Annotated in this window: 22 protein-coding genes; 13 read left to right on the top strand and 9 right to left on the bottom strand. The window is 71.7% G+C overall.

Going from position 1 to position 21,216, the window contains the following annotated elements; genetic code table 11:
• Positions 1 to 10: 10 nt before the first annotated feature.
• Positions 11 to 1,558, top strand: a complete 1,548-nt coding sequence (locus AAD528_RS05360; protein ID WP_345751015.1) for a glycosyltransferase — start codon at positions 11 to 13, stop codon at positions 1,556 to 1,558.
• On the top strand, positions 1,552 to 2,862 hold the full coding sequence (locus AAD528_RS05355; protein WP_345751014.1) for a glycosyltransferase family protein: 1,311 nt from the start codon (positions 1,552 to 1,554) through the stop codon (positions 2,860 to 2,862). Before AAD528_RS05360 ends, AAD528_RS05355 begins: the two co-directional genes overlap by 7 nt.
• An 11-nt stretch (positions 2,863 to 2,873) precedes the next feature.
• On the opposite strand, the gene AAD528_RS05350 is transcribed toward AAD528_RS05355, so the two are convergent.
• Positions 2,874 to 3,389: a hypothetical protein gene (locus AAD528_RS05350; protein ID WP_345751013.1), complete on the bottom strand. Its 516-nt coding sequence runs from the start codon at positions 3,387 to 3,389 to the stop codon at positions 2,874 to 2,876.
• 127 nt (positions 3,390 to 3,516) lie between these two features.
• On the opposite strand from AAD528_RS05350, the gene AAD528_RS05345 reads away from it, so the two are divergent.
• On the top strand, positions 3,517 to 4,083 hold the full coding sequence (locus AAD528_RS05345) for a LemA family protein (RefSeq protein WP_345751012.1): 567 nt from the start codon (positions 3,517 to 3,519) through the stop codon (positions 4,081 to 4,083).
• 68 nt (positions 4,084 to 4,151) lie between these two features.
• On the opposite strand, the gene AAD528_RS05340 is transcribed toward AAD528_RS05345, so the two are convergent.
• A complete protein-coding gene (locus tag AAD528_RS05340) occupies positions 4,152 to 4,367 on the bottom strand; it encodes a hypothetical protein (protein WP_345751011.1) in 216 nt (71 codons plus the stop codon).
• Positions 4,368 to 4,415: 48 nt separating this feature from the next.
• Positions 4,416 to 5,126: an NAD-dependent epimerase/dehydratase family protein gene (locus AAD528_RS05335; protein ID WP_345751010.1), complete on the bottom strand. Its 711-nt coding sequence runs from the start codon at positions 5,124 to 5,126 to the stop codon at positions 4,416 to 4,418.
• A gap of 115 nt (positions 5,127 to 5,241) precedes the next feature.
• Between AAD528_RS05335 and AAD528_RS05330 the strand changes: the two genes are divergently transcribed.
• Positions 5,242 to 6,483 (top strand): FAD-dependent oxidoreductase, encoded by a 1,242-nt coding sequence (locus AAD528_RS05330; protein WP_345751009.1) that lies wholly within the window; start codon positions 5,242 to 5,244, stop codon positions 6,481 to 6,483.
• Between the two features lie 5 nt (positions 6,484 to 6,488).
• Here the strand turns inward: AAD528_RS05330 and AAD528_RS05325 are convergent, their stop codons facing one another.
• Positions 6,489 to 7,796: a winged helix-turn-helix domain-containing protein gene (locus AAD528_RS05325; RefSeq protein WP_345751008.1), complete on the bottom strand. Its 1,308-nt coding sequence runs from the start codon at positions 7,794 to 7,796 to the stop codon at positions 6,489 to 6,491.
• Between the two features lie 84 nt (positions 7,797 to 7,880).
• Here AAD528_RS05325 and AAD528_RS05320 point away from each other — a divergent pair, with 84 nt between their 5' ends.
• Both AAD528_RS05320 and ilvA read left to right on the top strand, forming a co-directional pair.
• Positions 7,881 to 9,125, top strand: a complete 1,245-nt coding sequence (locus AAD528_RS05320) for an AI-2E family transporter (protein ID WP_345751007.1) — start codon at positions 7,881 to 7,883, stop codon at positions 9,123 to 9,125.
• Positions 9,126 to 9,166: 41 nt separating this feature from the next.
• On the top strand, positions 9,167 to 10,396 hold the full coding sequence (gene ilvA, locus AAD528_RS05315) for a threonine ammonia-lyase (protein ID WP_345751260.1): 1,230 nt from the start codon (positions 9,167 to 9,169) through the stop codon (positions 10,394 to 10,396).
• Here ilvA and greA read toward each other — a convergent pair.
• Together greA and AAD528_RS05305 are read right to left on the bottom strand one after the other, a co-directional pair.
• Positions 10,393 to 10,881 carry a transcription elongation factor GreA gene (greA, locus tag AAD528_RS05310; RefSeq protein ID WP_345751006.1) on the bottom strand — a complete coding sequence of 163 codons (489 nt, stop codon included), beginning with the start codon at positions 10,879 to 10,881 and terminating at the stop codon, positions 10,393 to 10,395. The two genes, ilvA and greA, sit on opposite strands and share 4 nt — an antisense overlap.
• 81 nt (positions 10,882 to 10,962) lie before the next feature.
• On the bottom strand, positions 10,963 to 11,358 hold the full coding sequence (locus tag AAD528_RS05305) for a DUF4307 domain-containing protein (protein WP_345751005.1): 396 nt from the start codon (positions 11,356 to 11,358) through the stop codon (positions 10,963 to 10,965).
• A gap of 72 nt (positions 11,359 to 11,430) precedes the next feature.
• On the opposite strand from AAD528_RS05305, the gene AAD528_RS05300 reads away from it, so the two are divergent.
• Positions 11,431 to 11,730: a hypothetical protein gene (locus AAD528_RS05300; protein ID WP_345751004.1), complete on the top strand. Its 300-nt coding sequence runs from the start codon at positions 11,431 to 11,433 to the stop codon at positions 11,728 to 11,730.
• Between the two features lie 10 nt (positions 11,731 to 11,740).
• Here the strand turns inward: AAD528_RS05300 and trhA are convergent, their stop codons facing one another.
• Complete coding sequence (gene trhA, locus AAD528_RS05295; RefSeq protein ID WP_345751003.1) at positions 11,741 to 12,478, bottom strand: PAQR family membrane homeostasis protein TrhA; 738 nt, start codon at positions 12,476 to 12,478, stop codon at positions 11,741 to 11,743.
• Positions 12,479 to 12,588: 110 nt separating this feature from the next.
• Here trhA and AAD528_RS05290 point away from each other — a divergent pair, with 110 nt between their 5' ends.
• The 5 genes from AAD528_RS05290 to AAD528_RS05270 all read left to right on the top strand — a co-directional run bounded on the left by AAD528_RS05290 (position 12,589) and on the right by AAD528_RS05270 (position 18,735).
• Positions 12,589 to 13,365, top strand: coding sequence for an isoprenyl transferase (locus AAD528_RS05290; protein ID WP_345751259.1), 777 nt, complete (start codon positions 12,589 to 12,591; stop codon positions 13,363 to 13,365).
• A gap of 46 nt (positions 13,366 to 13,411) precedes the next feature.
• A complete protein-coding gene (locus AAD528_RS05285) occupies positions 13,412 to 14,530 on the top strand; it encodes an aminotransferase class V-fold PLP-dependent enzyme (protein WP_345751002.1) in 1,119 nt (372 codons plus the stop codon).
• Positions 14,531 to 14,788: 258 nt separating this feature from the next.
• On the top strand, positions 14,789 to 16,117 hold the full coding sequence (phoH2, locus tag AAD528_RS05280) for an RNA 5'-3' helicase PhoH2 (RefSeq protein ID WP_345751258.1): 1,329 nt from the start codon (positions 14,789 to 14,791) through the stop codon (positions 16,115 to 16,117).
• Between the two features lie 151 nt (positions 16,118 to 16,268).
• Positions 16,269 to 18,515 (top strand): carbon starvation CstA family protein, encoded by a 2,247-nt coding sequence (locus AAD528_RS05275; RefSeq protein ID WP_345751001.1) that lies wholly within the window; start codon positions 16,269 to 16,271, stop codon positions 18,513 to 18,515.
• Entirely contained in the window at positions 18,505 to 18,735 is a 231-nt protein-coding gene (locus AAD528_RS05270; RefSeq protein ID WP_345751000.1) for a YbdD/YjiX family protein, read from the top strand. Before AAD528_RS05275 ends, AAD528_RS05270 begins: the two co-directional genes overlap by 11 nt.
• A 62-nt stretch (positions 18,736 to 18,797) precedes the next feature.
• On the opposite strand, the gene AAD528_RS05265 is transcribed toward AAD528_RS05270, so the two are convergent.
• Both AAD528_RS05265 and AAD528_RS05260 read right to left on the bottom strand, forming a co-directional pair.
• Entirely contained in the window at positions 18,798 to 19,490 is a 693-nt protein-coding gene (locus AAD528_RS05265; RefSeq protein ID WP_345750999.1) for an NADPH-dependent F420 reductase, read from the bottom strand.
• The gene (locus AAD528_RS05260) at positions 19,487 to 20,335 is read right to left on the bottom strand and encodes a helix-turn-helix domain-containing protein (RefSeq protein ID WP_345750998.1); all 849 of its coding nucleotides are present in this window, start codon (positions 20,333 to 20,335) and stop codon (positions 19,487 to 19,489) included. The genes AAD528_RS05265 and AAD528_RS05260 overlap by 4 nt, the downstream gene beginning before the upstream one ends.
• A gap of 150 nt (positions 20,336 to 20,485) precedes the next feature.
• Here AAD528_RS05260 and AAD528_RS05255 point away from each other — a divergent pair, with 150 nt between their 5' ends.
• Positions 20,486 to 21,172: an SDR family NAD(P)-dependent oxidoreductase gene (locus AAD528_RS05255; protein ID WP_345750997.1), complete on the top strand. Its 687-nt coding sequence runs from the start codon at positions 20,486 to 20,488 to the stop codon at positions 21,170 to 21,172.
• Positions 21,173 to 21,216: the final 44 nt, after the last annotated feature.

The following is a 21,216-nucleotide window of genomic DNA, read 5'->3' as shown; positions in this document are numbered from 1 at the left end:
GCGCCGTCGCGTGCGTGTCTTCAACATCAACAAGGCCGTCGGCCTCGCGTCGAGCGGCGTCGAGTACGCCCAGATGTACCGCCGGGAGCTCTTCGCCGACATCGACTGGGTCGACGACCGCTACGTCTTCACCGACTACATGGGCACCAACCTGAGCTACTTCTCCGACCGGCTCGGCTTCCCGCAGCCGCAGGTGCTCTGGATCTACAACCTGGTGACGGGCCGCGAGACGCGGCCGTCCACCGTGCGCCTGGAGGACTACCTCGCGACGATCCGGCAGCCGCACGCCGAGCCGCAGACGTTCCGGCACCATACCGATGTCGCGCTGGCCGATTCGAGCATCCTGTATCGGATCCGGACCCTCGCGGGCGGGATCGTCGACCGCGTCGAGACGCTGGTGGGCGAGCAGCTGATCCGGATGGAGCACTACGACGAGACGCTCAACAACGTCGAGCACTTCCACGAGGGCGCGCTGGCCCGCCGGGTCTTCCACACTCCGGACGGCCGGGTCGGCGCCGAGCAGCTCTACCGGGACGGCGAGATCACCCGCACGGTCATCACTCCCGCGTCGCCGCTCTACGACCGCGTGCACCGGGAGGGAAGCGACCGCCCCACCTCGTTCCGGGGGGACGTCGTGCTGGAGGGCCGCTCGCAGTTCTTCCGGTACGTCTTCGCGCACCTCTTCGACAGGCCGGACGACGTGGTGATCGTGGACAGGGCGCTGGACGTGATCGACAGCATCTACCCGGTGATCGGAGCGCGGCGCCTGTATTCGGTCGTGCACGCGGAGCACTACGACCTGAAGCAGATCGACGACGGCGTACTGCTGTGGAACAACCATTACGAGAACGTGTTCACCAGGCCGGACCTGGTCGACGGGTTCGTCGTATCGACCCATCGCCAGCAGGAGGTGCTGGAGACGCAGCTCGCATCGCGCTTCCCGCCCGGCGACTTCCGCGTGGAGCGGATCCCCGCGGGGTACGTCGCCCTGCGTCCCGCTCCGCCCGAGTACGACGCCCTCGCCCTCGTCACGGCGAGCCGCCTGGCGGACGAGAAGCACATCGACGTGCTGATCCGGGCCGTCGCGGCGGCCCGCGAGCGGGTGCCGGGCCTGCGCCTCGACGTCTACGGCGAGGGGGAGCGCGGCCCGCTGATCGCCGTCATCGAGGAGACCGGGACCGGCGACTGCATCCGCCTGATGGGCCACCAGCGGCTGGGGGGCGTGCTGGGCACGTACGCGCTGTACGTGTCGGCGTCGACCTCCGAGGGCTTCGGACTGTCGCTCCTCGAGGCGATCGCCGAGGGGCTGCCGATCGTCGGGTTCGACGTCGACTACGGCAACCGGGAGATGGTGGAGCCGGGCGTCAACGGCCTCCTGGTGCCGCACACGACGGGCGACCGCGACGTCGTCGCGCTGGCCGACGCCCTGGTGGAGGCGCTGACCTCCGGGGCCCTCGAGGACATGCGGGCCCGGAGCCGGCGCAAAGCGGAGGCGTACACCGCCCCGCGGGTGCGAGAGTTGTGGGAGCGACTCCTGGGAGAGGAGGAGCCGTGCTAGCGCTGTTCGATGCCTTCGACGACGCGACGCAGGAGCTGATGCGGTCCCTCGCGACCGCCGGCATCCCGTTCACGCCCGTCGTCATCCAGTACGACGGCGAGCTGCCCGAGGGTGCGCTGTGCCCCTTCGCGACCTACGCCGGGATCGCCCGCGACGGCGAGCCGCTGTTCTTCAATGAGGTGCCAGTCCCGGCCTGGTGCGAGATCCGCCAGGGACGGGAGATCTACGGGGAGATCCTCCGCGAGGGCGCGACGATCGGCCGGATCAACTACGACCCGAACTCGTTCCGTCAGGTGGAGAGCGTCGACTGGCTCCTGCCGGATCGGAGCCTCGGCCACACCGACCACTACGACCGCTACGGCAACCGATACGCCTCGACCCACTACAGCGCCGGCGTCGCCTATCAGACGGTGTATCGCGGGTCGGGGGAGTGGGAGATCGAGGTGCATCACGCTTCGCGCGCGGTCACCATGCGCTCGCCGCGGGCCCGGCTCGCCTTCCGCACGCTGACCGACTTCGTCTCGTACTTCCTCGACGACCAGCGGATCGCGGACGACCGCGTGCTGATCAACTCTCTGTCGCACCCGCTGTTCGTGATGCGCGCGCGTGCGACCGAGCCGAACACGACGCTGTTCTGGCAGGAGCCGGCGGCCGGCGACCTGCCGGGGAACATGACGCTGGAGCTCGAGGAGCCGCGCGCGCTGGAGCGGATCGTGTTCTTCGACGAGTGGCTGCGGGGCGAGGTCGCGGCGCGGCACCCGGGCACGTCCGTCGACCTCGCGTACCTGTCGCATCTCGGCCAGTTCACGCAGAAGCAGGACTTCGACCTCCGGCGCGCCTTCACGCTGACCAACACCGACGAGATCCCCGGGCTCGTGGAGCTCCTCGAGGCCTTCCCGGAGGTCACATTCTCGGTCGCCGCCCTCACGCAGATGAGCGACAAGCTGCACGCGCTGGGTCGAAGTCACCCGAACCTGGTCCTGCTCCCCACGGTCAATCACCGCCGGATCCGCGAGGAGCTCGATCGCGCCTCCGTGTACCTCGACATCAACGCCGGCGTGCACGTCCTCGACGTGGTGAAGGCCGCGTACCACCTCGATCTCGTGGTGCTCGCGACGGCAGCCCACGCGAAGGACTCGGAGCACTCCCGCGTGTTCGCCACAGTCCAGGAGCTGGCGGCGCACCTGGCCCACGCGGTCTCCGACCCCGAGGCGCGGGCGAGCGCCCTGGACGAGCTGCACCGCCGGCGCGGCCCGCTGTCGACCGCGGCGGACTACCGGCGGCTTCTCCTCGGGGAGCCGTAGCCACCGCAGGCTCAGATGTGCGTCGCGACCTCGCGCATCAGCGCCTTCGGGTCGTCCGCCCACAGCCGCACCCGCTCGACCAGGTGCCCGCCGCCCTTCGGCGCGAGGCCCGGCAGCCGCACCGGGGTGGGACGCTCGAGCAGGATGAGGATGTTCGTCTCGTTCGCCATCCGCAGGGCGAGCGTCGCGCGGCCGTCCTCATCGACGATCCGGGGCGCCTTCTCCTCGGCGACGCTCTTGGCGATCTCGACGGAGGCGATGTCGTCCCACGACAGCGGCACGTCGATCTCGAGGCCGCTGCGCGCGCGGATGCCCTCGGGGCCGACCGCGTGCGGGCGCATCAGCATCGCGCAGAGGAGGCCGACCATCCAGGTCAGGCCCCAGATCCCAAGGCGCGGCAGCGCGGGACGGCGCGCGATCGCGCGGCCGATGCTCGTGTAGACCCCGAGCTCGAGCCGCAGCGCGCGGACGGCCCAGGAACGCGTCCGGCTCCAGAACCGCGGCGGGGATGTATCGACGACAGTCACGTTGCTCCTCCGCCCTCATTCTCGCTCAGCAGGATGCGTGTGCCGTGACCGCGGAGTCCGCCGGATGGCCGACGCGGCGTGTCATACCGCGCGTCTAGGATGGGGGGCATCACCAAGGGGGGATCCTATGGAATGGCTTATTCCAGTCGTCATCGTGGTCGCGGTCGTCGTGATCGCGGGCATCTACCTGTGGGCCACATACAACTCGCTCGTGCAGCTGAACGTCCGCGTCGACGAGGCGTGGAGTGACATCACGGTGCAGCTGAAGCGCCGCGCGGATCTCATCCCCAACCTCATCGAGGCGGTCAAGGGCTACGCGGCACACGAGAAGGCGGTCTTCGAGAACGTCACGCGTGCGCGGGCCGAGACCCTGTCCGCGCGGGGTCCCGCCGAGGCCGGAGTGGCCGAGGGCCATATCCAGCAGGCCCTGAAGAACCTGTTCGCCGTCGCCGAGGCCTACCCCCAGCTGCAGGCCAGCCAGAACTACCTCCAGCTGCAGCACTCGCTGGTCGACACCGAGGACAAGATCCAGGCGTCGCGCCGCTTCTACAACGGCGGCGTCCGCGAGCTGAACACCAAGATCAAGGTGTTCCCCAACAACCTGTTCGCGCGCAACCTCGGGTTCTCGGAGCGCGAGTTCTTCGAGGTCGTCGACGGCGCCGCGATCGCGGAGCCGCCGCGCGTGCAGTTCTGATCCGCACCGCCTGACTCCGGCCGCTCACCCTCCAGTGAGCGGCCGTTTCGCGTCCGCGCCGGTCACGGTCAGCCCAGCGCCGCGAGGGCCGCGGCCTCCTCGGCGGCCGTCAGGCCCGTGACGGGCGCGTCGGGCGTGGCGTCGAGCCAGGCGAGCGTGTCGGCCGCCGTCTCCGCCACGGGCCGGATCCGCAGGCCGGCCTCGAGTGCGGGCTCGGCGAGGTGGGTCGACATGCCTTCGTAGTCGGGGCGCGGCAGCCACAGCGGCAGGGAACGCGGGCCCATCCAGGGGTTCACGCCGACGCCGTCGAGCTGCGCATCGGTCGCCCAGCGCTACCGCGGCCGCGCGCCGCAGGCGGCGGCGACCTCGTCGAGCACCTCGCCGATCGGGCGCGGACGCCCGATCGCGTCGAAGGTTCCCGCGGTGCGGTGCTCCGCGAGCAGCGCGATCCAGTCGCCGAGGTCCCGCACGTCGACGAACTGCACCGGATCGGACGGATCGCCCGGTGCGAGCACGGTCTCCGCCTCGTCCGCGCGGCGCATCCGGTCGATCCAGTACGAGAACCGGCCCGAGCGGTCACCGGGACCGACGATCAGGCCGGGGCGCACGATCACGTGCGAGGACGCCCTCTCGGCGACCAGCCGCTCGCAGCCCGATTTCAGGCGGCCGTAGTCGGCCAGGTCGTCGCTGTCCTCGTCCAGGGGCTCGTGCAGCGGCAGCGTGCCGGGGCCGCCGCCGACCGTGGCGTCGTCGGCGTAGACGCTGAGGGACGAGACGTAGATCCAGTGCGCAGGACGCAGCTGCGCGAGAGCCGCGCGCACGCGCGACGGCCGCGACGAGACGTCCACGACCACGTCGAAGCCGGTCTCCACGAGCTCCACCGGAAGCGGAGCCTCGCGGTCCGCGACCACGTGCCGCGCACCCTCGGGCGGCGAGCCGCTCGCTCCGCGGCTCACGACCGTCACATCGTGGCCGCGCGTGAGCGCCGCCTCGGCGACCGCACGGGAGAGGAACACGGTGCCGCCGAGCACGAGGAGTCTCATGCCTGCAGTCTGCCGCGCCGCCGCGCGCGGGGCGTGCGTTTCCGCCCCTGGCGGATCGCCGACACGCGGGGGAGTCTGGACGCATGCGATGCACGGGGCGGAAGGGGCGGTCGAGGTGAGCGACGCCGACCGGGGATGCCTCATCGTCGGCGGGGGACCGGCCGGCATGATCGCCGGGCTGCTGCTGGCGCGCGCGGGCGTGCCGGTGACGGTGTTCGAGAAGCACGCGGACTTCCTGCGGGACTTCCGCGGCGACACCATCCACCCGTCCACGCAGCTCCTGCTCGACGAGCTCGGGCTCATCGACGAGTTCCAGCGCATCCCGTACTCGCGGCTCGAGTCCGTGCGCGTGCCCGCCGCCGACGGCACGGTCGCGACCGTCGGCGACTTCCGCCGGCTGCGGCATCCGTACCCGTTCATCGCGATCGCGCCGCAGTGGGACTTCCTCGACCTGCTGGCCGACGCGGGGCGCGCCGAGCCGCGGTTCGCGCTGCGCATGCAGACCGAGGTGACCGGCCTGATCCGGCGGGAGGGGCGGATCACCGGCGTGCGCTTCACGGACCACGCGACGGGCGAGAGCGGCGAGCAGGAGGCTCTGCTCACGATCGCGGCAGACGGGCGCGACTCGGTCGTGCGGCGCCTCGCGGGCCTGCGGATGCGGGAGTTCCCCGTGCCGTTCGACGTGCTGTGGTTCCGGATCCCCGCGGTCGCAGCCGACGGCGCGCCCATCGACGTGGGCCGCAACCTGATCCCGCGCGGCGCCGCCGGGAGGCTGTTCGTCCTCATCCCGCGCGGGGACTACGTGCAGGCCGCGATGCTGATCCCCAAGGGCACCGAGGACGCGCTGCGCGCGGCCGGCGTCGAGGCGTTCCGGGCGATCATCGCGACCGCGGTGCCCCAGCTCGCGGATCCGGTCGCGGGGCTGCAGTTCGAGGGCGTGCACGGGCTCCACGTGAAGCTCGACCGCGCGCGACGGTGGTGGCAGCGCGGGCTGCTGTGCATCGGCGACGCCGCGCACGCGATGTCGCCCGCGGGCGGCGTGGGGGTGAACCTGGCGGTGCAGGACGGCGTGGCCGCCGCCGCGCTGCTCGCGAAGCCGTTGCTCGTGGGACGGATGTCGGATGCGCGCGTCGCGGCGGTGCAGCGCCGCCGGGCGCTGCCCACGGCGCTCACGCAGGCCGCGCAGCGGGTGATCCACGCGGGCATGCGCCGCGCCTTCGACGCGGGCTGGACGCCGCTTGTGCCGCGGGGCCTGGCGCGCGTGCTGCGGATCGCCCCGGGCCTGTCGGTGCTGCCGGCGCTGCTGGTGGGCATCGGCGCGCGGCCCGAGCACGCGCCGCGCTTCGCCCGCAGGTGAGGCGATCAGGCGACGTCGAGCGCGTCCTCGTCCCCGGGCGAGGCGGCCGGCTCGACGGCCGGGCGCTCGTGCCGGGCGGCATCGGGCATGACGAACGCGAGATCGGCCGTGGCATCGCCCCACGTGGAGAGGGAGATCCGCTCGAGCCCCTGCCAAGCGGCGGCCTCGCGCAACGCGGTGGCGACGCGGTCGGCGACCGCGGCCGGCACGCCCTCCTCCCACCACGCCGACTGCACGCGCAGCGTCGACGCGGGCCGGTCGGCCTTCAGATCCACGCGGCCCACGATCCGGTCGCCCACCAGGACGGGCAGGGAGTAGTAGCCGAAGCGCCGCTTGTGGGCGGGCGTGTAGATCTCGATGCGGTAGTCGAAGCCGAACAGGCGCTCCGCGCGCTCTCGGAACCACACGACCGGATCGAACGGCGTGAGCACCGTGGCGGCGTCGATGCGGCGGGGGATCACGGCGTCGCGATGCACCCAGGCCGGCAGCGCCGCGCGACCGCGGTCCCACGCCTCGACCGCCACGGGCGCGAGCTCTCCCTGGTCCACGAGATCCTGCACGGCGGCGAGCACCGCGCGGCGGTCGCGGATCCGGTGGTAGTCCGCGAGGTCCGACGCCGCCGCGACGCCCGACGCGCGGGCCGCGCGGCGCACCAGCTCCCGGATCGCGTCGTCCCGAGAGACCTCCGCGTCCAGCAGGCGGCCGGGCACCACGTCCGCCGCGAGGCCGTAGCGACGCTCGAAGCCGCGCCGCCCCGCGATCGCCACCTCGCCGAACCGCCACATGAGCTCGAGCGCGCGCTTGACCACGTCCCAGTCCCACCACGGGCCCCGGGTGCCGCGGTGCGCGTCGGACTCGATCTGGGCGGGGCGCAGGGGGCCCCGCGCGGCGAGCTCGGCGCGCACCCACTCGACCGTCGCCGCGTTCTCGGCGTACCAGCTGCCCGGCCCGCCGTACTTCGCGCGCATGGCGTCCATCCGGAAGCGCCACAGCGGCCAGTCCTCGACCGGCACGAACGTCGCCTCGTGCGCGAGGTACTCGATGTACGACCCGGTGCTGCGCGGGCGCCCGCCGACGCCGTGGCGCAGCACCAGCCGGTCGAGGTCGTCCGTGTCGTACGCGCCGAGGCGCGAGAACAGCGGGACGTAGTGCGAGCGGGCGAACACGTTGACCGAATCGATCTGCAGCACGCCCATCCGCGCGATCGCGGCGTTGAGCTGACGCGTGCCGGGCGCCTCGGGTCGCGCACGCGCGAAGCCCTGCGCCGCGAGCGCGACGCGGCGGGCCTCGGGGAGGGAGAGCTGCTGCTTCACCCGTCTCACGCTACCCAGGGCCTCGGACATCGTGGCCCGTCATATATCCGGACGGGAATCCGGGGCGGTTCTAGACTGGCCGGAATGAGCGACGACAAGCCTCGCACCGGGATCTGGGACGTCTTCCGCCCGCGGCCCGCGGCATCGGCCGTGCCTCCCACGACACGGCCGGCCGACACGGTGCCCACGGGGCTGCGCATCGCCACGGCGTACGCATGGCGCTTCCTCGTCGTGGCCGCCGCGATCGGCGTGCTGGTGTGGCTCGTCATCCAGTTCAAGCTGCTCGTGATCCCGCTGCTCGTCGCGATCCTCGTCACGGCCCTCGTGTGGCCCGCGCTGTCGTGGCTGATACGGCACCGTGTGCCCCGGTGGGCCGCGATCGTGATCACGCTGATCGGCACGTTCGCGATCGTGGGCGGGCTCGTGTGGCTCGTGGCGTGGCAGATCTCGCACGAGTTCTCCGGCGTCCGCGACCGGGTGCTCGACGCGGTCGCGGAGCTCCGCGTGTTCCTCGTAGGCATCGGCGTGTCCGAGGCCGAGATCGACCAGTACATCCAGCAGGGCCTGGATCTGCTGCAGGACGAGTCCGCGAGCCTGTGGAGCGGCGCCCTCGCCCTCGGCTCGACCGTCGGGCACTTCGGCGCCGGCGTGCTGCTGACCTTCTTCGCGCTGATCTGCATCCTCGCCGACGCGGGCGGGATCTGGCGCTGGACCGTGCGACTCTTCCCCGCGCAGGCGCGCACCGCGGTCGACGCGGCCGCCCGCAACGGCTGGCAGACCGTCATCAACTACGCCCGCACGCAGATGCTGGTCGCCACGATCGATGCGGTCGGCATCGGCCTCGGCGCGTTCCTGTTGCAGCTGCCGCTGGCGATCCCGATCGCGGTGATGGTGTTCCTGGGCTCGTTCGTGCCGCTCGTCGGTGCGATCCTCACCGGCGCCGTCGCCGTGTTCATCGCCCTCGTCTACAACGGCCCGTGGATCGCGCTCGCCATGCTCGGCGTCGTCCTGCTCGTGCAGCAGGTCGAGAGCCACGTCCTGCAGCCGATCCTGATGGGATCCGCCGTGAAGGTGCATCCGCTCGCCGTCGTGATGGTCGTCGCGGGCGGATCCATGATCGCCGGCATCCCGGGCGCCCTGTTCGCCGTGCCGCTCGCCGCGTTCGTGAACGTGGTCGCCGTGACCCTGTCGAGCGGATCGTGGCGTACGGGCGAGGCGCTGCACGGAGAGAACCTGATCTGGGACACCGTCCCGAAGACACTCGGACCGGTCAGGACGGGCCGCGTGCCCGGCCTGCGCTCGGACCCGGAGAACGGAAGCACGTCGTGACCACAGTCGACCCGCACCAGCCCACCGCCGGCTCGGAGGCCCTGCCGGCGATTCCGGCGCTGGCCGAGATCGAGGCCGCGGCGCGCAGCCTCGAGGACGTCGTCAACCACACGCCGATGGAGTACTCGCTGCACCTGAGCGAGGTGCTCGGGGCGACCGTTCACCTCAAGCTCGAGAACCTGCAGCGCACCGGCTCGTTCAAGGTGCGCGGCGCCACATACCGCCTCGCGCAGCTCACGGCCGAGGAGCGCGCGCGCGGCGTCGTGGCCGCGTCCGCCGGCAATCACGCGCAGGGCGTCGCCCTCGCCGCGCAGCGCCTCGGCATCCCGGCGACCATCTACATGCCGCTGGGTGTGCCGGTGCCGAAGCTGCTCGCGACACGCGGCTACGGCGCCGAGGTCGTGCTCGAGGGCGCCACGGTCGCTGTCGGCCTCGAGCGGGCGGCCGAGCACGCGGCGCGCACCGGGGCCGTGTTCATCCCGCCATACGACCACCGCGACATCGTGATCGGCCAGGGCACGCTGGGCCTCGAGATCATGGACGACGTCCCGGATGTCACGACCATCGTCGTCGGGATCGGCGGCGGCGGCCTGATCGCGGGCGTCGCGGCGGCCGCCAAGGCGCGCGCCGCGATCGACGGCCGAGAGGTGCGGATCATCGGCGTGCAGGCGGAGAACGCCGCGCCCTATCCGCCCTCGCTCCAGGCGGGGCATCCCGTGCGCGTGACGACGCAGCCCACGATCGCCGACGGCATCCTCGTCGACCGTCCCGGAGACGTGCCGTTCGCGGTGATCCGCGAGCTCGTGGACGAGGTCGTCACGGTGACGGACGACGACATCGCGCGGGCCCTGCTCGTGCTGCTCGAACGCGCCAAGGTCGTCGTGGAACCCGCAGGCGCCGCCGGTGTCGCGGCGATCCTCGCGGGCAAGGTCACCGCGACGGGTCCCACGGTCGCCGTGCTGTCGGGCGGCAACATCGACCCGCTCCTGCTGCAGCGCGTCGTCTCGCACGGCCTCGCGGCGTCGGGACGCTACATGACGATCCGGATCCCGCTGCCCGACCGGCCGGGCCAGCTCGCGCGCGTCTCGGAGCTGCTTGCCGAGGCCGGCGCGAACGTCATCGAGGTGCTGCACACCCGGCACGGTCAGGGCCTGCAGATCAGCGAGGTCGTGCTGCAGATCTCGGTCGAGACCCGCGGCCAGGAGCACCGCGAGCTGACCCTCCAGATCCTGCGCGACGCGGGCTTCCGGCCGGAGGTCCTGCCGGATTAGCCGGTGAAGGTCTCGACCTTGACGATCTCGACGGCGATGTCCTTGCCGTTGGGGGCCTTGTAGGAGGTCTTCTCGCCCTCCTTGAGGCCGAGGATCGCGGCGCCCAGCGGGGACTGCTCGCTGTAGACGTCGAGCTCGGTGCCGCCCGCGATCTCGCGGCTGCCCAGCAGGAAGCGCTCCTCGTCGCCGAGCACCAGCGCGGTCACGACGGTGCCGGACTGCACGGTGCCGTCGGACTGCGGGGCCTCGCCCACGACGGCGCCCTTGAGCAGCGCCTGCAGGTTGCGGATGCGCATCTCGATCTTGCCCTGCTCGTCCTTCGCGGCGTGGTAGCCGCCGTTCTCCTTGAGGTCGCCCTCCTCGCGGGCGATCTCGATGCGCTTGGCGATCTCCTCGCGACCGGTCGTCGAGAGCTCCTCGAGCTCGGCGGCGAGGCGGTCGTGCGCCTCCTGCGTGAGGAAAGTGACCTGAGCGTCGTTCGACACGATGGGCTCCTTCGAATGGACGGTGATAGTGCAAGACGCCCCGGCGTACAGCCGGGGCGTCGATGAGATCTGCGTGTCAGACTACGTGACCCAGCAGGATTCGACCAAACCCGTCGTCGCCTCCGCGACCGTCGGGACGGTCTCCGTCCGGCGCGTGCGATGATCCGCGGCGCCCTCGTACTCCACGATCTTCCATCCCACGACGCCGAACTGCTCGTCGAGCGCCTGCACCGCGCACGCGACCGAGCGGCCGGCCGGCGCGGTGAACTGGAACGAGACCTCGACGGAGTGCGCGTCCCGCACCTCGTAGCCCAGGCCGTCGACCGATACGGCGTCGATCGAGCCGGACACGGCGGTCCAGCCGAGCCAGCCGACCCCGAGCGCGGCGACCGCGATCACGGCGCCCCACACGATCCGCCGGCGCACCGGATCGCGGGTGCGGCCGTACCGGTCGTCGAGCTCGGCCTGCGTGGTCATCGGTCTCCGTCGGATGAGGGGCGCCCTCGTCGAAAGTTAGGCTGGGATTCCAGGCTAGAACAGGAGCCCTCCATGCACGCTCTCGCGGCGACGCCCACCCCCACGCCCCCCGTCGACCCGACGGCGGTGAGCCCGGGGCCCGAGGGCTTCACGGTCATCGCGATCCTGGTCGTGCTCGTCGCGCTGCTGGTGATGGACATGCTGCGCCGGGTGCGCCGCACGCGCTATCGCGCCGAGGCGAACGAGGCGCTGGACGCCGAGGAGGCGGCCGCGCGCGGCGAGCAGACCGAGGCGGACGCCGCAGGCGAGACGCCGGATGCCTCGACGGGCGGCGGAGAGCCGCGCCCCGAGGACGACGCGCCGCAGCGCTGATCCGAACCGATCAGATCCGCCCGTTGTACGCGGGTTCCAGGACGATCAGCAGCGCCGCGGTCCAGTGGCACAGGAAGGCCAGGACCGTGCACGCGTGGAAGATCTCGTGGAAGCCGAACCGGCCGGGCCACGGATTCGGGCGCTTGAGCGCGTAGACCGCGGCGCCGGCGGAGTAGAGCAGCCCGCCCACGATCACGAGCACCATCATCGCGACGTTCGCCAGCGTGAGGTCGGCGATGTACATCACGGCCGCCCAGCCGAGCAGCAGATACAGCGCCACGTACAGCCACCGCGGAGCCCCCAGCCAGAAGACACGGAACAGGATGCCCAGGATCGCGCCGCTCCACACCAGCACGAGCAGCAGGGTCCCCTTCGACGGCGGAAGGGCGAGCACGGCCAGCGGCGTGTAGGTGCCCGCGATCAGCAGCAGGATGTTGGCGTGGTCGATGCGGCGCAGGACGGCCTTGGTGGTCGGGTTCCAGTCGAAGCGGTGATAGACCGCGGAGTTGCCGAACAGCAGCAGCGACGACACCACGAACACGGCCGAGGCCCACTTCGCGGGCGCTCCCTGAGCGAGGCTGATCAGCACAATGCCGGCCACGACGGCCACGGGGAACGTGACGGCATGGATCCAGCCGCGCCACGTCGGCTTGATCTCGACGCTCGCGTCGTGATCGGCCGCGTCGAGGAGCGGCAGCTGGGGCACACCGTCTTCGGAGATCGGGTCGTCGTCAGGCACGTGCGTCATGCTCCGAGGGTACGTCCCGATCCATGCCGCCCGTGGCACGCGTCGGACGTCCCCGGTGCGTGCGACGCGGGGGATCAGGACGCGCGGAGTAGCGTATGGGCGTGCGAACCATGCGTCAGGCCGAGGGCCGCGGCCCGCTGTACCGGCTGTACAGCTCGAGGCTGCGGCGCCAGATCAGTCCCGCCGGCGTTCCGCATCACGTCGCGATGGTCATCGACGGCAACCGGCGCTGGGCCCGCCAGCTCGGCTACGAGACCGCCGCGCACGGCCACCGCGCCGGGGCGGCCAAGATCATCGAGTTCCTCGGCTGGTGCGACGAGCTGGGGATCAAGGTCGTCTCGCTCTACCTGCTCTCGAACGACAACCTCCGCAAGCGCGACGAGCGCGAGCTCGCCGACCTGATCGAGATCATCGCCGACCTGGCGGGGGAGCTCGCGGGAGACGGCGACTGGCGGGTGCAGCACGTGGGCCGCGCCGAGCTGCTGCCGGAGAGCCTGTCCGGTGCTCTGCGCGAGGCCGAGGAGAGCACGCGCTCGCACACCGGCCTGCACGTGAACCTCGCCGTCGGCTACGGCGGTCGCCACGAGATCGTCGATGCCGTGCGCCGCATCATCGCGCGCCACGGCGAGAAGGGCGGCACGCTCGAGGAGCTGGCCGAGAACCTCACGCCCGAATCGATCGGCGAGCATCTCTACACCGGGGGACAGCCGGATCCGGATCTCGTCATCCGCACGAGCGGAGAGCAGCGACTGAGCGACTTCCTGGTCTGGCAGAGCGCGCACAGCGAGTTCTACTTCGTCGAGGCGCTCGGACCGGATCTGCGCGAGGTGGACTTCCTGCGCGCGATCCGTGATTACGCCACGCGCGACCGGCGCTTCGGCAGCTGAGCGGCACGGCGCGGCGTCGCGCGGGGCTTCCTGCGAGAATGACCGTGTGACCAGCACCATCGACGACTACCGCTCGACGTTCGACGGCGAACCCGGGTACCTGAACTGGGCGTCGTTCGGCCCGCTCTGCGCATCGGTCCGGGATGAGGTCGTGGCCGACCTCGGGATGCTGGGCACGGGCCGCGCGAGCAGCATCGCCCACGTGGCCGAGCGCGAGGGCGAGGCCCGCGCGCTGCTGGCCGAGATCCTGCGCGCCGCGCCCGATGAGGTCACGCTGCAGCCCTCCACGACCTACGGCATCATGCACGCCGTGTACGGCCTCGCGGGCGGCGTGCTCGCCTCGCCGGCCGAGTTCCCGACCATCCCGACCGCGCTCACGCGCGCCGCGGACGCGTTCGGGCAGGTGCGGCCGCAGTGGCTGGCGCCGCGGGACGGATTCGTCACGCCCGAGGTGGTCGCCGACGCGATCGAGGACGACACCACGGCGCTCGCCGTGAGCCTGGTCGACTTCCGCACCGGATACCGTGCCGACCTCGCCGCGCTGCGCGACGTCATCGGCCCCGACCGGCTGCTGATCGTCGACGCCGTGCAGGGCTTCGGCATGGTCGACGCCGACTGGGAGGCCGCGGACGTCGTGTGCGGCAACGGCTACAAGTGGCTGCGCGCGGGACGCGGCACGGGGTTCGCGTGGTTCAACGCGCGGGCGCGCAACGTGATCGCACCCGTGCTGTCGGGATTCCACGGCGCCGAGGGCGGCACGACGGTCGACGCAGTGCCGGCGCCCGCGGTGTCCTCGCAGGCCTACACGGTGAGCGGCCCCGACCCGCTCGCGGCCGCGCGCCTGGCCGCCGCCGTCGGCGAGGTCGCCGCGGTGGGCGCCGCCGCGATCGAGGAGGCGCTCGCCGAGCGCACCGGGCGCGTCATCGAGATCGCGCAGCGGCACGGCATCCGGATCGTCACTCCGCTGGATCCGCGCCGGCGCGCCGGGATCGTGGCGCTCGCCCCCGACAACGTCGCGGCGCTGGGCGCCGAGCTCGCCAACCGCGGCGTGACCGCCACGACGCGCTACAGCACGGTGCGCATCGCGCCGCATGTCGGCACGGACGACGAGACGATCGGCCTGTTCGACGAGGCCTGCGCGGCGTTCGCGCAGCAGCGCTCCTGACGTGTGGGAGATCCGCCGGAAGTTCACGCGATCGTAACGAACGACACGCCTGTAATTCGTGGCGCATCCGGTGCCCGAAGTCGTAGCTTGGCCGCATCGGACAAGGTGTCCGTTCGGGTCGGCCATTCAGGATCGCGACTCGTGGCCCCCAGGTCGACTCGCTGTAGCCGGGCAAGGTTCCCGGGTCGGGAGTGGGGCGTGACCACCAGCACAACTCAGCAGGCCAGCCGTCGCAGCACCAGCAGCACTGATCGCGAGATCGCTGCGCGAGAGGCCTCACCCAGCGACAGCGCGCAGACCCTGCGCACATACGTGCTCGACACGTCCGTGCTGCTCAGCGATCCGCGCGCGTTCTTCCGCTTCGCCGAGCACTCGGTCGTGATCCCGGTCGTGGTGATCAGCGAGCTCGAGGGCAAGCGGCACGATCCCGAGCTCGGCTACTTCGCCCGCCAGGCCCTGCGTCACCTCGACGAGCTGCGGGTCGAGCACGGCCGGCTCGACTTCCCGGTGCCCGTCGGCGAGGGCGGGACGCTGCGCGTCGAGCTCAACAACACCGACCCGAACGTGCTGCCGAGCGGCATCCGCCTCGGCGACAACGACACGCGCATCCTCGCGGTCGCGATGCACCTGGCGCAGGACGGTCAGGAGGTCACCGTGATCTCGAAGGACCTGCCGATGCGCGTCAAGGCGGCCTCCCTCGGCATCTCCGCGGAGGAGTATCTCGCCGAACAGGCCGTCGACTCGGGCTGGACCGGGATCGCCGCGTTGCACCTCTCGGGCGACGACATGGCCGACCTGTACGAGAGCGAGGTCGCCTCCCACGACGACGTGCGCGGGCTGCCGGTGAACACCGGGCTCGTGATCCACTCGGAGCGCGGCTCGGCGCTCGGCCGCGTGACCGGCGACGCCGAGCTGCGGCTGGTCCGCGGCGACCGCGACGTGTTCGGCCTGCACGGCCGCTCGGCGGAGCAGCGCATCGCGATCGACCTGCTGCTCGACCCCGAGGTCGGCATCGTGTCGCTCGGCGGACGCGCCGGCACCGGTAAGTCGGCGCTCGCCCTGTGCGCGGGCCTCGAGGCGGTGCTCGAGCGTCAGCAGCAGAAGAAGATCATCGTCTTCCGCCCGCTGTTCGCGGTCGGCGGCCAGGAGCTCGGCTACCTGCCCGGCGACCAGTCCGAGAAGATGAACCCGTGGGGCCAGGCGGTCTACGACACGCTCGGCTCGGTCGTGTCGTCGAACGTGCTCGACGAGGTCGTGCAGCGCGGCCTGCTCGAGGTGATGCCGCTCACGCACATCCGCGGCCGCTCGCTGCACGATGCGTTCGTGATCGTGGACGAGGCGCAGTCGCTCGAGCGCAACGTCCTGCTGACGGTGCTCAGCCGCATGGGGCAGAACTCGCGCGTGGTGCTGACGCACGACGTCGCGCAGCGCGACAACCTGCGCGTCGGCCGCCACGACGGGATCGCCAGCGTGATCGAGACGCTGAAGGGGCACGGGCTGTTCGGCCACGTGACCCTGACGCGCTCGGAGCGCTCGGCGATCGCGGCCCTCGTCACCGACCTGCTGGAGATCGGCGAGCTCGCCTGACGCAGCCCGAGACGCGTGCGGCCCGGGGACGACCCCGGGCCGCACTGCGTGTTCCGACCGGACATCCGACGGCTCACTCAGTAAAATCACAGAAACCGCGGTCGGCGATCCTGGCCGCTTTCCTGTGCCCACGACGAAGGAGCCTGCGCACATGTCTGACACCACAGCACGGACCCGAGAGCGGGCGCTTCCGCCCGTCGCGGTCGACGAGAAGCCGAAGTGGACACCGCTCAAGGTCGTGATCTGGGTGGTCGTGGCGCTGCTCGGCGGCCTCGGTTGGACGATGCTCGCGATCGTGCGCGGCGAGACCGTGAACGCGATCTGGTTCGTGTTCGCCGCCGTCGCGACCTACCTGATCTTCTACCGCTTCTATTCGAAGTACATCGAGCGCCTGATCACGCGGCCCGATGACCGCCGCGCGACGCCCGCGGAGTACAAGGCCGACGGCAAGGACTACGTCCCGACCGACCGCCGCGTGCTCTTCGGCCATCACTTCGCCGCCATCGCCGGCGCCGGCCCGCTGACCGGCCCGGTGCTCGCGGCGCAGATGGGCTACCTGCCCGGCACGATCTGGATCATCGTGGGCGTCGTGCTCGCGGGCGCGGTCCAGGACTACCTGGTGATGTTCTTCTCGATGCGTCGCGGCGGCCGCTCGCTCGGTCAGATGGCCAAGGACGAGCTGGGCCGCTTCGGCGGCGCCGCCGCGATCCTCGCGACGCTGCTCATCATGATCATCATCACGGCGATCCTCGCGCTTGTCGTCGTCAACGCCCTCGGCGAGAGCCCGTGGGGCGTCTTCTCGGTGGCGATGACCATCCCGATCGCCCTGTTCATGGGCGCGTACCTGCGCTGGATCCGGCCCGGCAAGATCGCCGAGGTCTCGCTCATCGGCTTCGTGCTGCTGATGGCCGCGATCGTCGCCGGACAGTACGTCGGCGCGAGCGACTGGGGCCAGGCGATCTTCGGGCTCGACCGCACGACCATCGCGTGGTGCATCATCATCTACGGCTTCATCGCCGCGGTGCTGCCCGTGTGGATGCTGCTCGCCCCGCGCGACTACCTGTCGACGTTCATGAAGATCGGCGTGATCCTGCTGCTCGCGGTCGCGATCGTCTTCGTCCGTCCCGAGATCGAGGTCCCGGCGTTCAGCATCTTCGCCGGCGGCGAGACCGGCCCGGTGTGGCCCGGCAGCCTCTTCCCGTTCCTGTTCGTCACGATCGCGTGCGGCGCCCTGTCGGGATTCCACGCGCTGATCTCGTCGGGCACCACGCCGAAGATGGTCGAGAAGGAGAAGCAGACGCGCTTCCTCGGCTACGGCGGCATGCTCATGGAGTCGTTCGTCGCGATCATGGCGCTGGTCGCCGCGATCTCGATCGACCAGGGCCTGTACTACGCCATGAACTCGTCCGTGGCCGCCACCGGCGGCACAGTCGAGGGCGCGGTCGCGTTCGTCAACAGCCTGGGGCTCACCGGCGTGAACGTCACCCCGGAGATGCTGAACAGCGCGGCGGCGGGTGTCGGCGAGGAGTCGATCATCTCCCGCACCGGCGGCGCGCCCACGCTGGCCATGGGCCTGGCGAACATCCTGCACCAGTGGGTGGGCGGCACCGCGTGGCTGGGCTTCTGGTACCACTTCGCGATCATGTTCGAGGCGCTGTTCATCCTGACCGCGGTCGACGCCGGCACGCGCGTCGCGCGGTTCATGCTGCAGGACTCGATCGGCAACCTGATCCCGCGGTTCAAGGACACCTCCTGGCGCGTGGGCGCCTGGATCTGCACGGCGATCATGGTCGCCGGCTGGGGCGCCGTGCTGCTGATGGGCGTCACCGACCCGCTCGGCGGCATCAACACGCTGTTCCCGCTGTTCGGCATCTCGAACCAGCTGCTCGCCGCGATCGCGCTCGCGATCGTGATGACGATCATCGCGCGCCGCCGCACCTTCAAGGGGCTGTGGGTCGTCGCGCTGCCGCTGGCGTTCGTCACGGTCGTGACCTTCACCGCCTCGTTCCTGAAGATCTTCTCGCCGACCCCGGCGGTGGGCTACTGGGCGAACCACGTGAAGTTCCGCGACGGTCTGGCGAACGGCACGTACGTCGACTTCGCGCCGGGTGCGGACGACGCGGCCAAGCTCGCGGCGGCGGAGGCGACCGTGCGCAACTCGTTCATCCAGGGCACGCTGTCGATCGTCTTCCTGGCGCTGACCGCGATCGTGGTCACGGTGGCGATCATCCAGGTGGTCAAGGCGTTCCGCGCGACCGAGATCATCGACAACGAGGACGCGGCCGTGCCGTCGAAGCGGTTCGCCCCGGCCGGCTTGTTCGCCTCGGCCGAGGAGCGCGCGCTCGAGAAGGAGTGGGACGCGCTTCCCGCGGAGCTGCAGCCGACCCGTGGTCACTGACACCGTCGCCGAGTCCCGGTCCGGCGCCCTCGGGGCGCCGGGCCGGGCCTGGCGCGCCATCGTCTGGTACGTCAGGGGCGTGACGGGGGAGTCGAGGTACGACGCCTACGTCGCGCACGAGCGCGCCGCGCATCCGGATCGCGAGCCCATGGCGCCGCGCGAGTACTGGCGGTGCGTGTACAGCGAGCAGGACGCGAACCCCGGCGCGCGCTGCTGCTGACGCGGCGCGGCGCGATGCCGTGCAACGGGCCCGGGGGTGATCCTCCGGGCCCGTTCCCGTCCTCACGCCGAGGGGCGGACCGCCTGCGCCAGGCGGCGGATGAGCTCGTCGCGCGTCTGGCCGTCGGTGGAGTGGCGCCACATGGGCGTGCCCGGGGCGCTGCGCCACGACTCGCTCAGCGGGCTGTTGTCGACCGTGTCGAAGCCCAGCTCGTCGTAGAGGCGCGTGACGAGGTCCACGGCCTCGGGATGGTCGCTCGAGACGACCAGCGCCCTCCGGTCCGGCGCGCCAGCGGGCCGCGCGAGGCGGAACAGCCCCGGAAGCGCGTCGCTGGGCACACGGATCTCGGGGCGCGCGTGATGCTGGATGTGCGTGAAGGCCTTGGCGATCATCGAGCGCGGCAGCTGCCGCTGGCGCAGCTCGTGCACGGTCCGCCGCCCGGACGCGACCTCGGGGTAGATGCCGTCCCGCCACGGCATGTAGTTGTTCGTGTCGAGGACGACCTTGCCTGACAGCTGTTCGACGGGCAGCACGTCGGCGGGCGTGTAACGGAACGCGAGGATCGCGAAGTCGCCCGCCTCGGCGGCGTCCCCGGCGGTCGCCGCCCGCGCCCGCGGGCCGAGGTCGTCGACGAGGCCCGCGAGGGACCGGGGATCGCGGGTGCTGGCGATCACGACGTCGTGGCCCCGCGCGATCGCGGCGCGCGCGATCGTCGTACCGGTCTGACCGGCGCCCAGGACGCCGATGGTCGTCATGCGCGGGTCTCCGCGAGGGCGGCCGACGGAAGGTCGGCGGACGCGAGCATCGCGAGCCGGTCGGCGTCCGCCGATCCGGGATCCGCGTGGTACACGACGAGCATGAGACCGTCCGCGCCGCCGACGGCCATCCGCTCGCGGTTCAGCGTCAGCGGCCCGACCTGCGGATGATCGAACCGGATCGGCGTGCCGTACTGGCCGCGCACCTCGTGCCGCCCCCAGAGCCGGCTGAACCGCGGGCTCGCCAGGCACAGCTCCCCGATGAGGTCGATGAACCGCGGATCGTCCACGTCCGCGCCCACGACCTGGCGCAGGCTCGCGACGAAGCACTCGGTCATCGCCTCCCAGTCCGGATGCAGGTCCCGTGCGACCGGGTCCAGGAACAGGTCTCGCAGCTGGTTGCGGCCGGGGGTCATGCCGGGCGACAGCGCCCGACCCAGGCGGTTGGAGGCGAGCACGTCGAAGTACCGCCCCTCCACGAAGGCGGGCTGAGCGAGCGAGTCCACGAGCGTCCGCAGACGCGCCGGCACCGTCTCCCGGCGCGGGCGGGCCCGGCGCCGGCGCGGAGCGTCCGCCGCGAGCGACAGCAGGTGGGCAAGGTGCTCGTCGTCGAGGCGCAGCACGCGCGCGATGGACTCCAGCACCTGCACGGACGGCCGTCGGTCGCGGCCGCGCTCGAGGCGCAGGTAGTAGTCGGCGCTGATGCCGGCGAGCAGCGCCACCTCCTCGCGCCGCAGTCCCGGGACGCGCCGCACCCCGTACTCGGGGACGCCCGCCTCGGCGGGGGTCACCAGCTCGCGGCGGGCGCGCAGGAAGGCGCCCAGGGAGTTCGCCGCTTCTGCCATGGGACGACCGTAGGCCGCGGTGCCGGCGGCGTATCCGGCGAGAGGGGGCTCTGCCGCACCCCTGGCTCGAGAGGGCTCTGGGTGCGGGGTCCGGACGTCCATAGCGTCCTTCAACGGCCCACTCGGGCTTTCTATTCGAGAGAGGGACGCATGACCGTCACATTGATCACCGGCGCCAACAAGGGCATCGGCTACGAGACCGCCCGCCAGCTGATCGCCCGGGGCCACGACGTGTACCTCGGCGCGCGCCACGCCGGGCGAGGCGAGAAGGCGGCGGCCGAGCTCGGCGCGCGCTTCGTGCAGCTCGACGTGACCGACGACGCGTCGGTGGCGAGCGCTCTCGGGACGATCGCGGCTGCGGAGGGCCGGCTGGACGTGCTGGTGAACAACGCGGGCATCCTGGCCGACGGGGTCGTCGACGGACCGGCGGCCCTGCGGGCATTCGACACCAACGCGGTGGGCATCGTGCGCGTCACGGAGGCGGCGCTGCCGCTGCTGCGCGAGTCGGAGGACCCGCGCGTCGTCAACGTCTCGAGCAGCCTGGGGTCGTTCGCGATCGTGAACGACCCCGAGCGCCCCGAGTCCGGCATGAGCCTGATGCTGTACTCCGCGTCCAAGGCGGCGGCGACCATGATCACCGTGCAGTACGCCAAGACGCATCCGACGATCCGGTTCAACGCGGTGGAGCCGGGCGCCACGGCGACGGACTTCACGGCCGCGTACGGCATCGGCCGACCGGCGGCGGAGAGCGCGCGGTTCGTCGCGCGCTTCGCGACGCTCGGCGCCGACGGCCCCACGGGCACCTACCAGGACGAGGACGGATCGCTGCCCTGGTGAGCGACCGGAGCGGAGGGGCCGGGAGGATCGTCCCTCCCAGCCCC

This window comes from Microbacterium rhizophilum (assembly GCF_039605615.1).
Taxonomy (GTDB): Bacteria; Actinomycetota; Actinomycetes; order Actinomycetales; family Microbacteriaceae; genus Microbacterium; species Microbacterium rhizophilus.
This window is presented reverse-complemented; position numbering and strand designations above follow the sequence as displayed.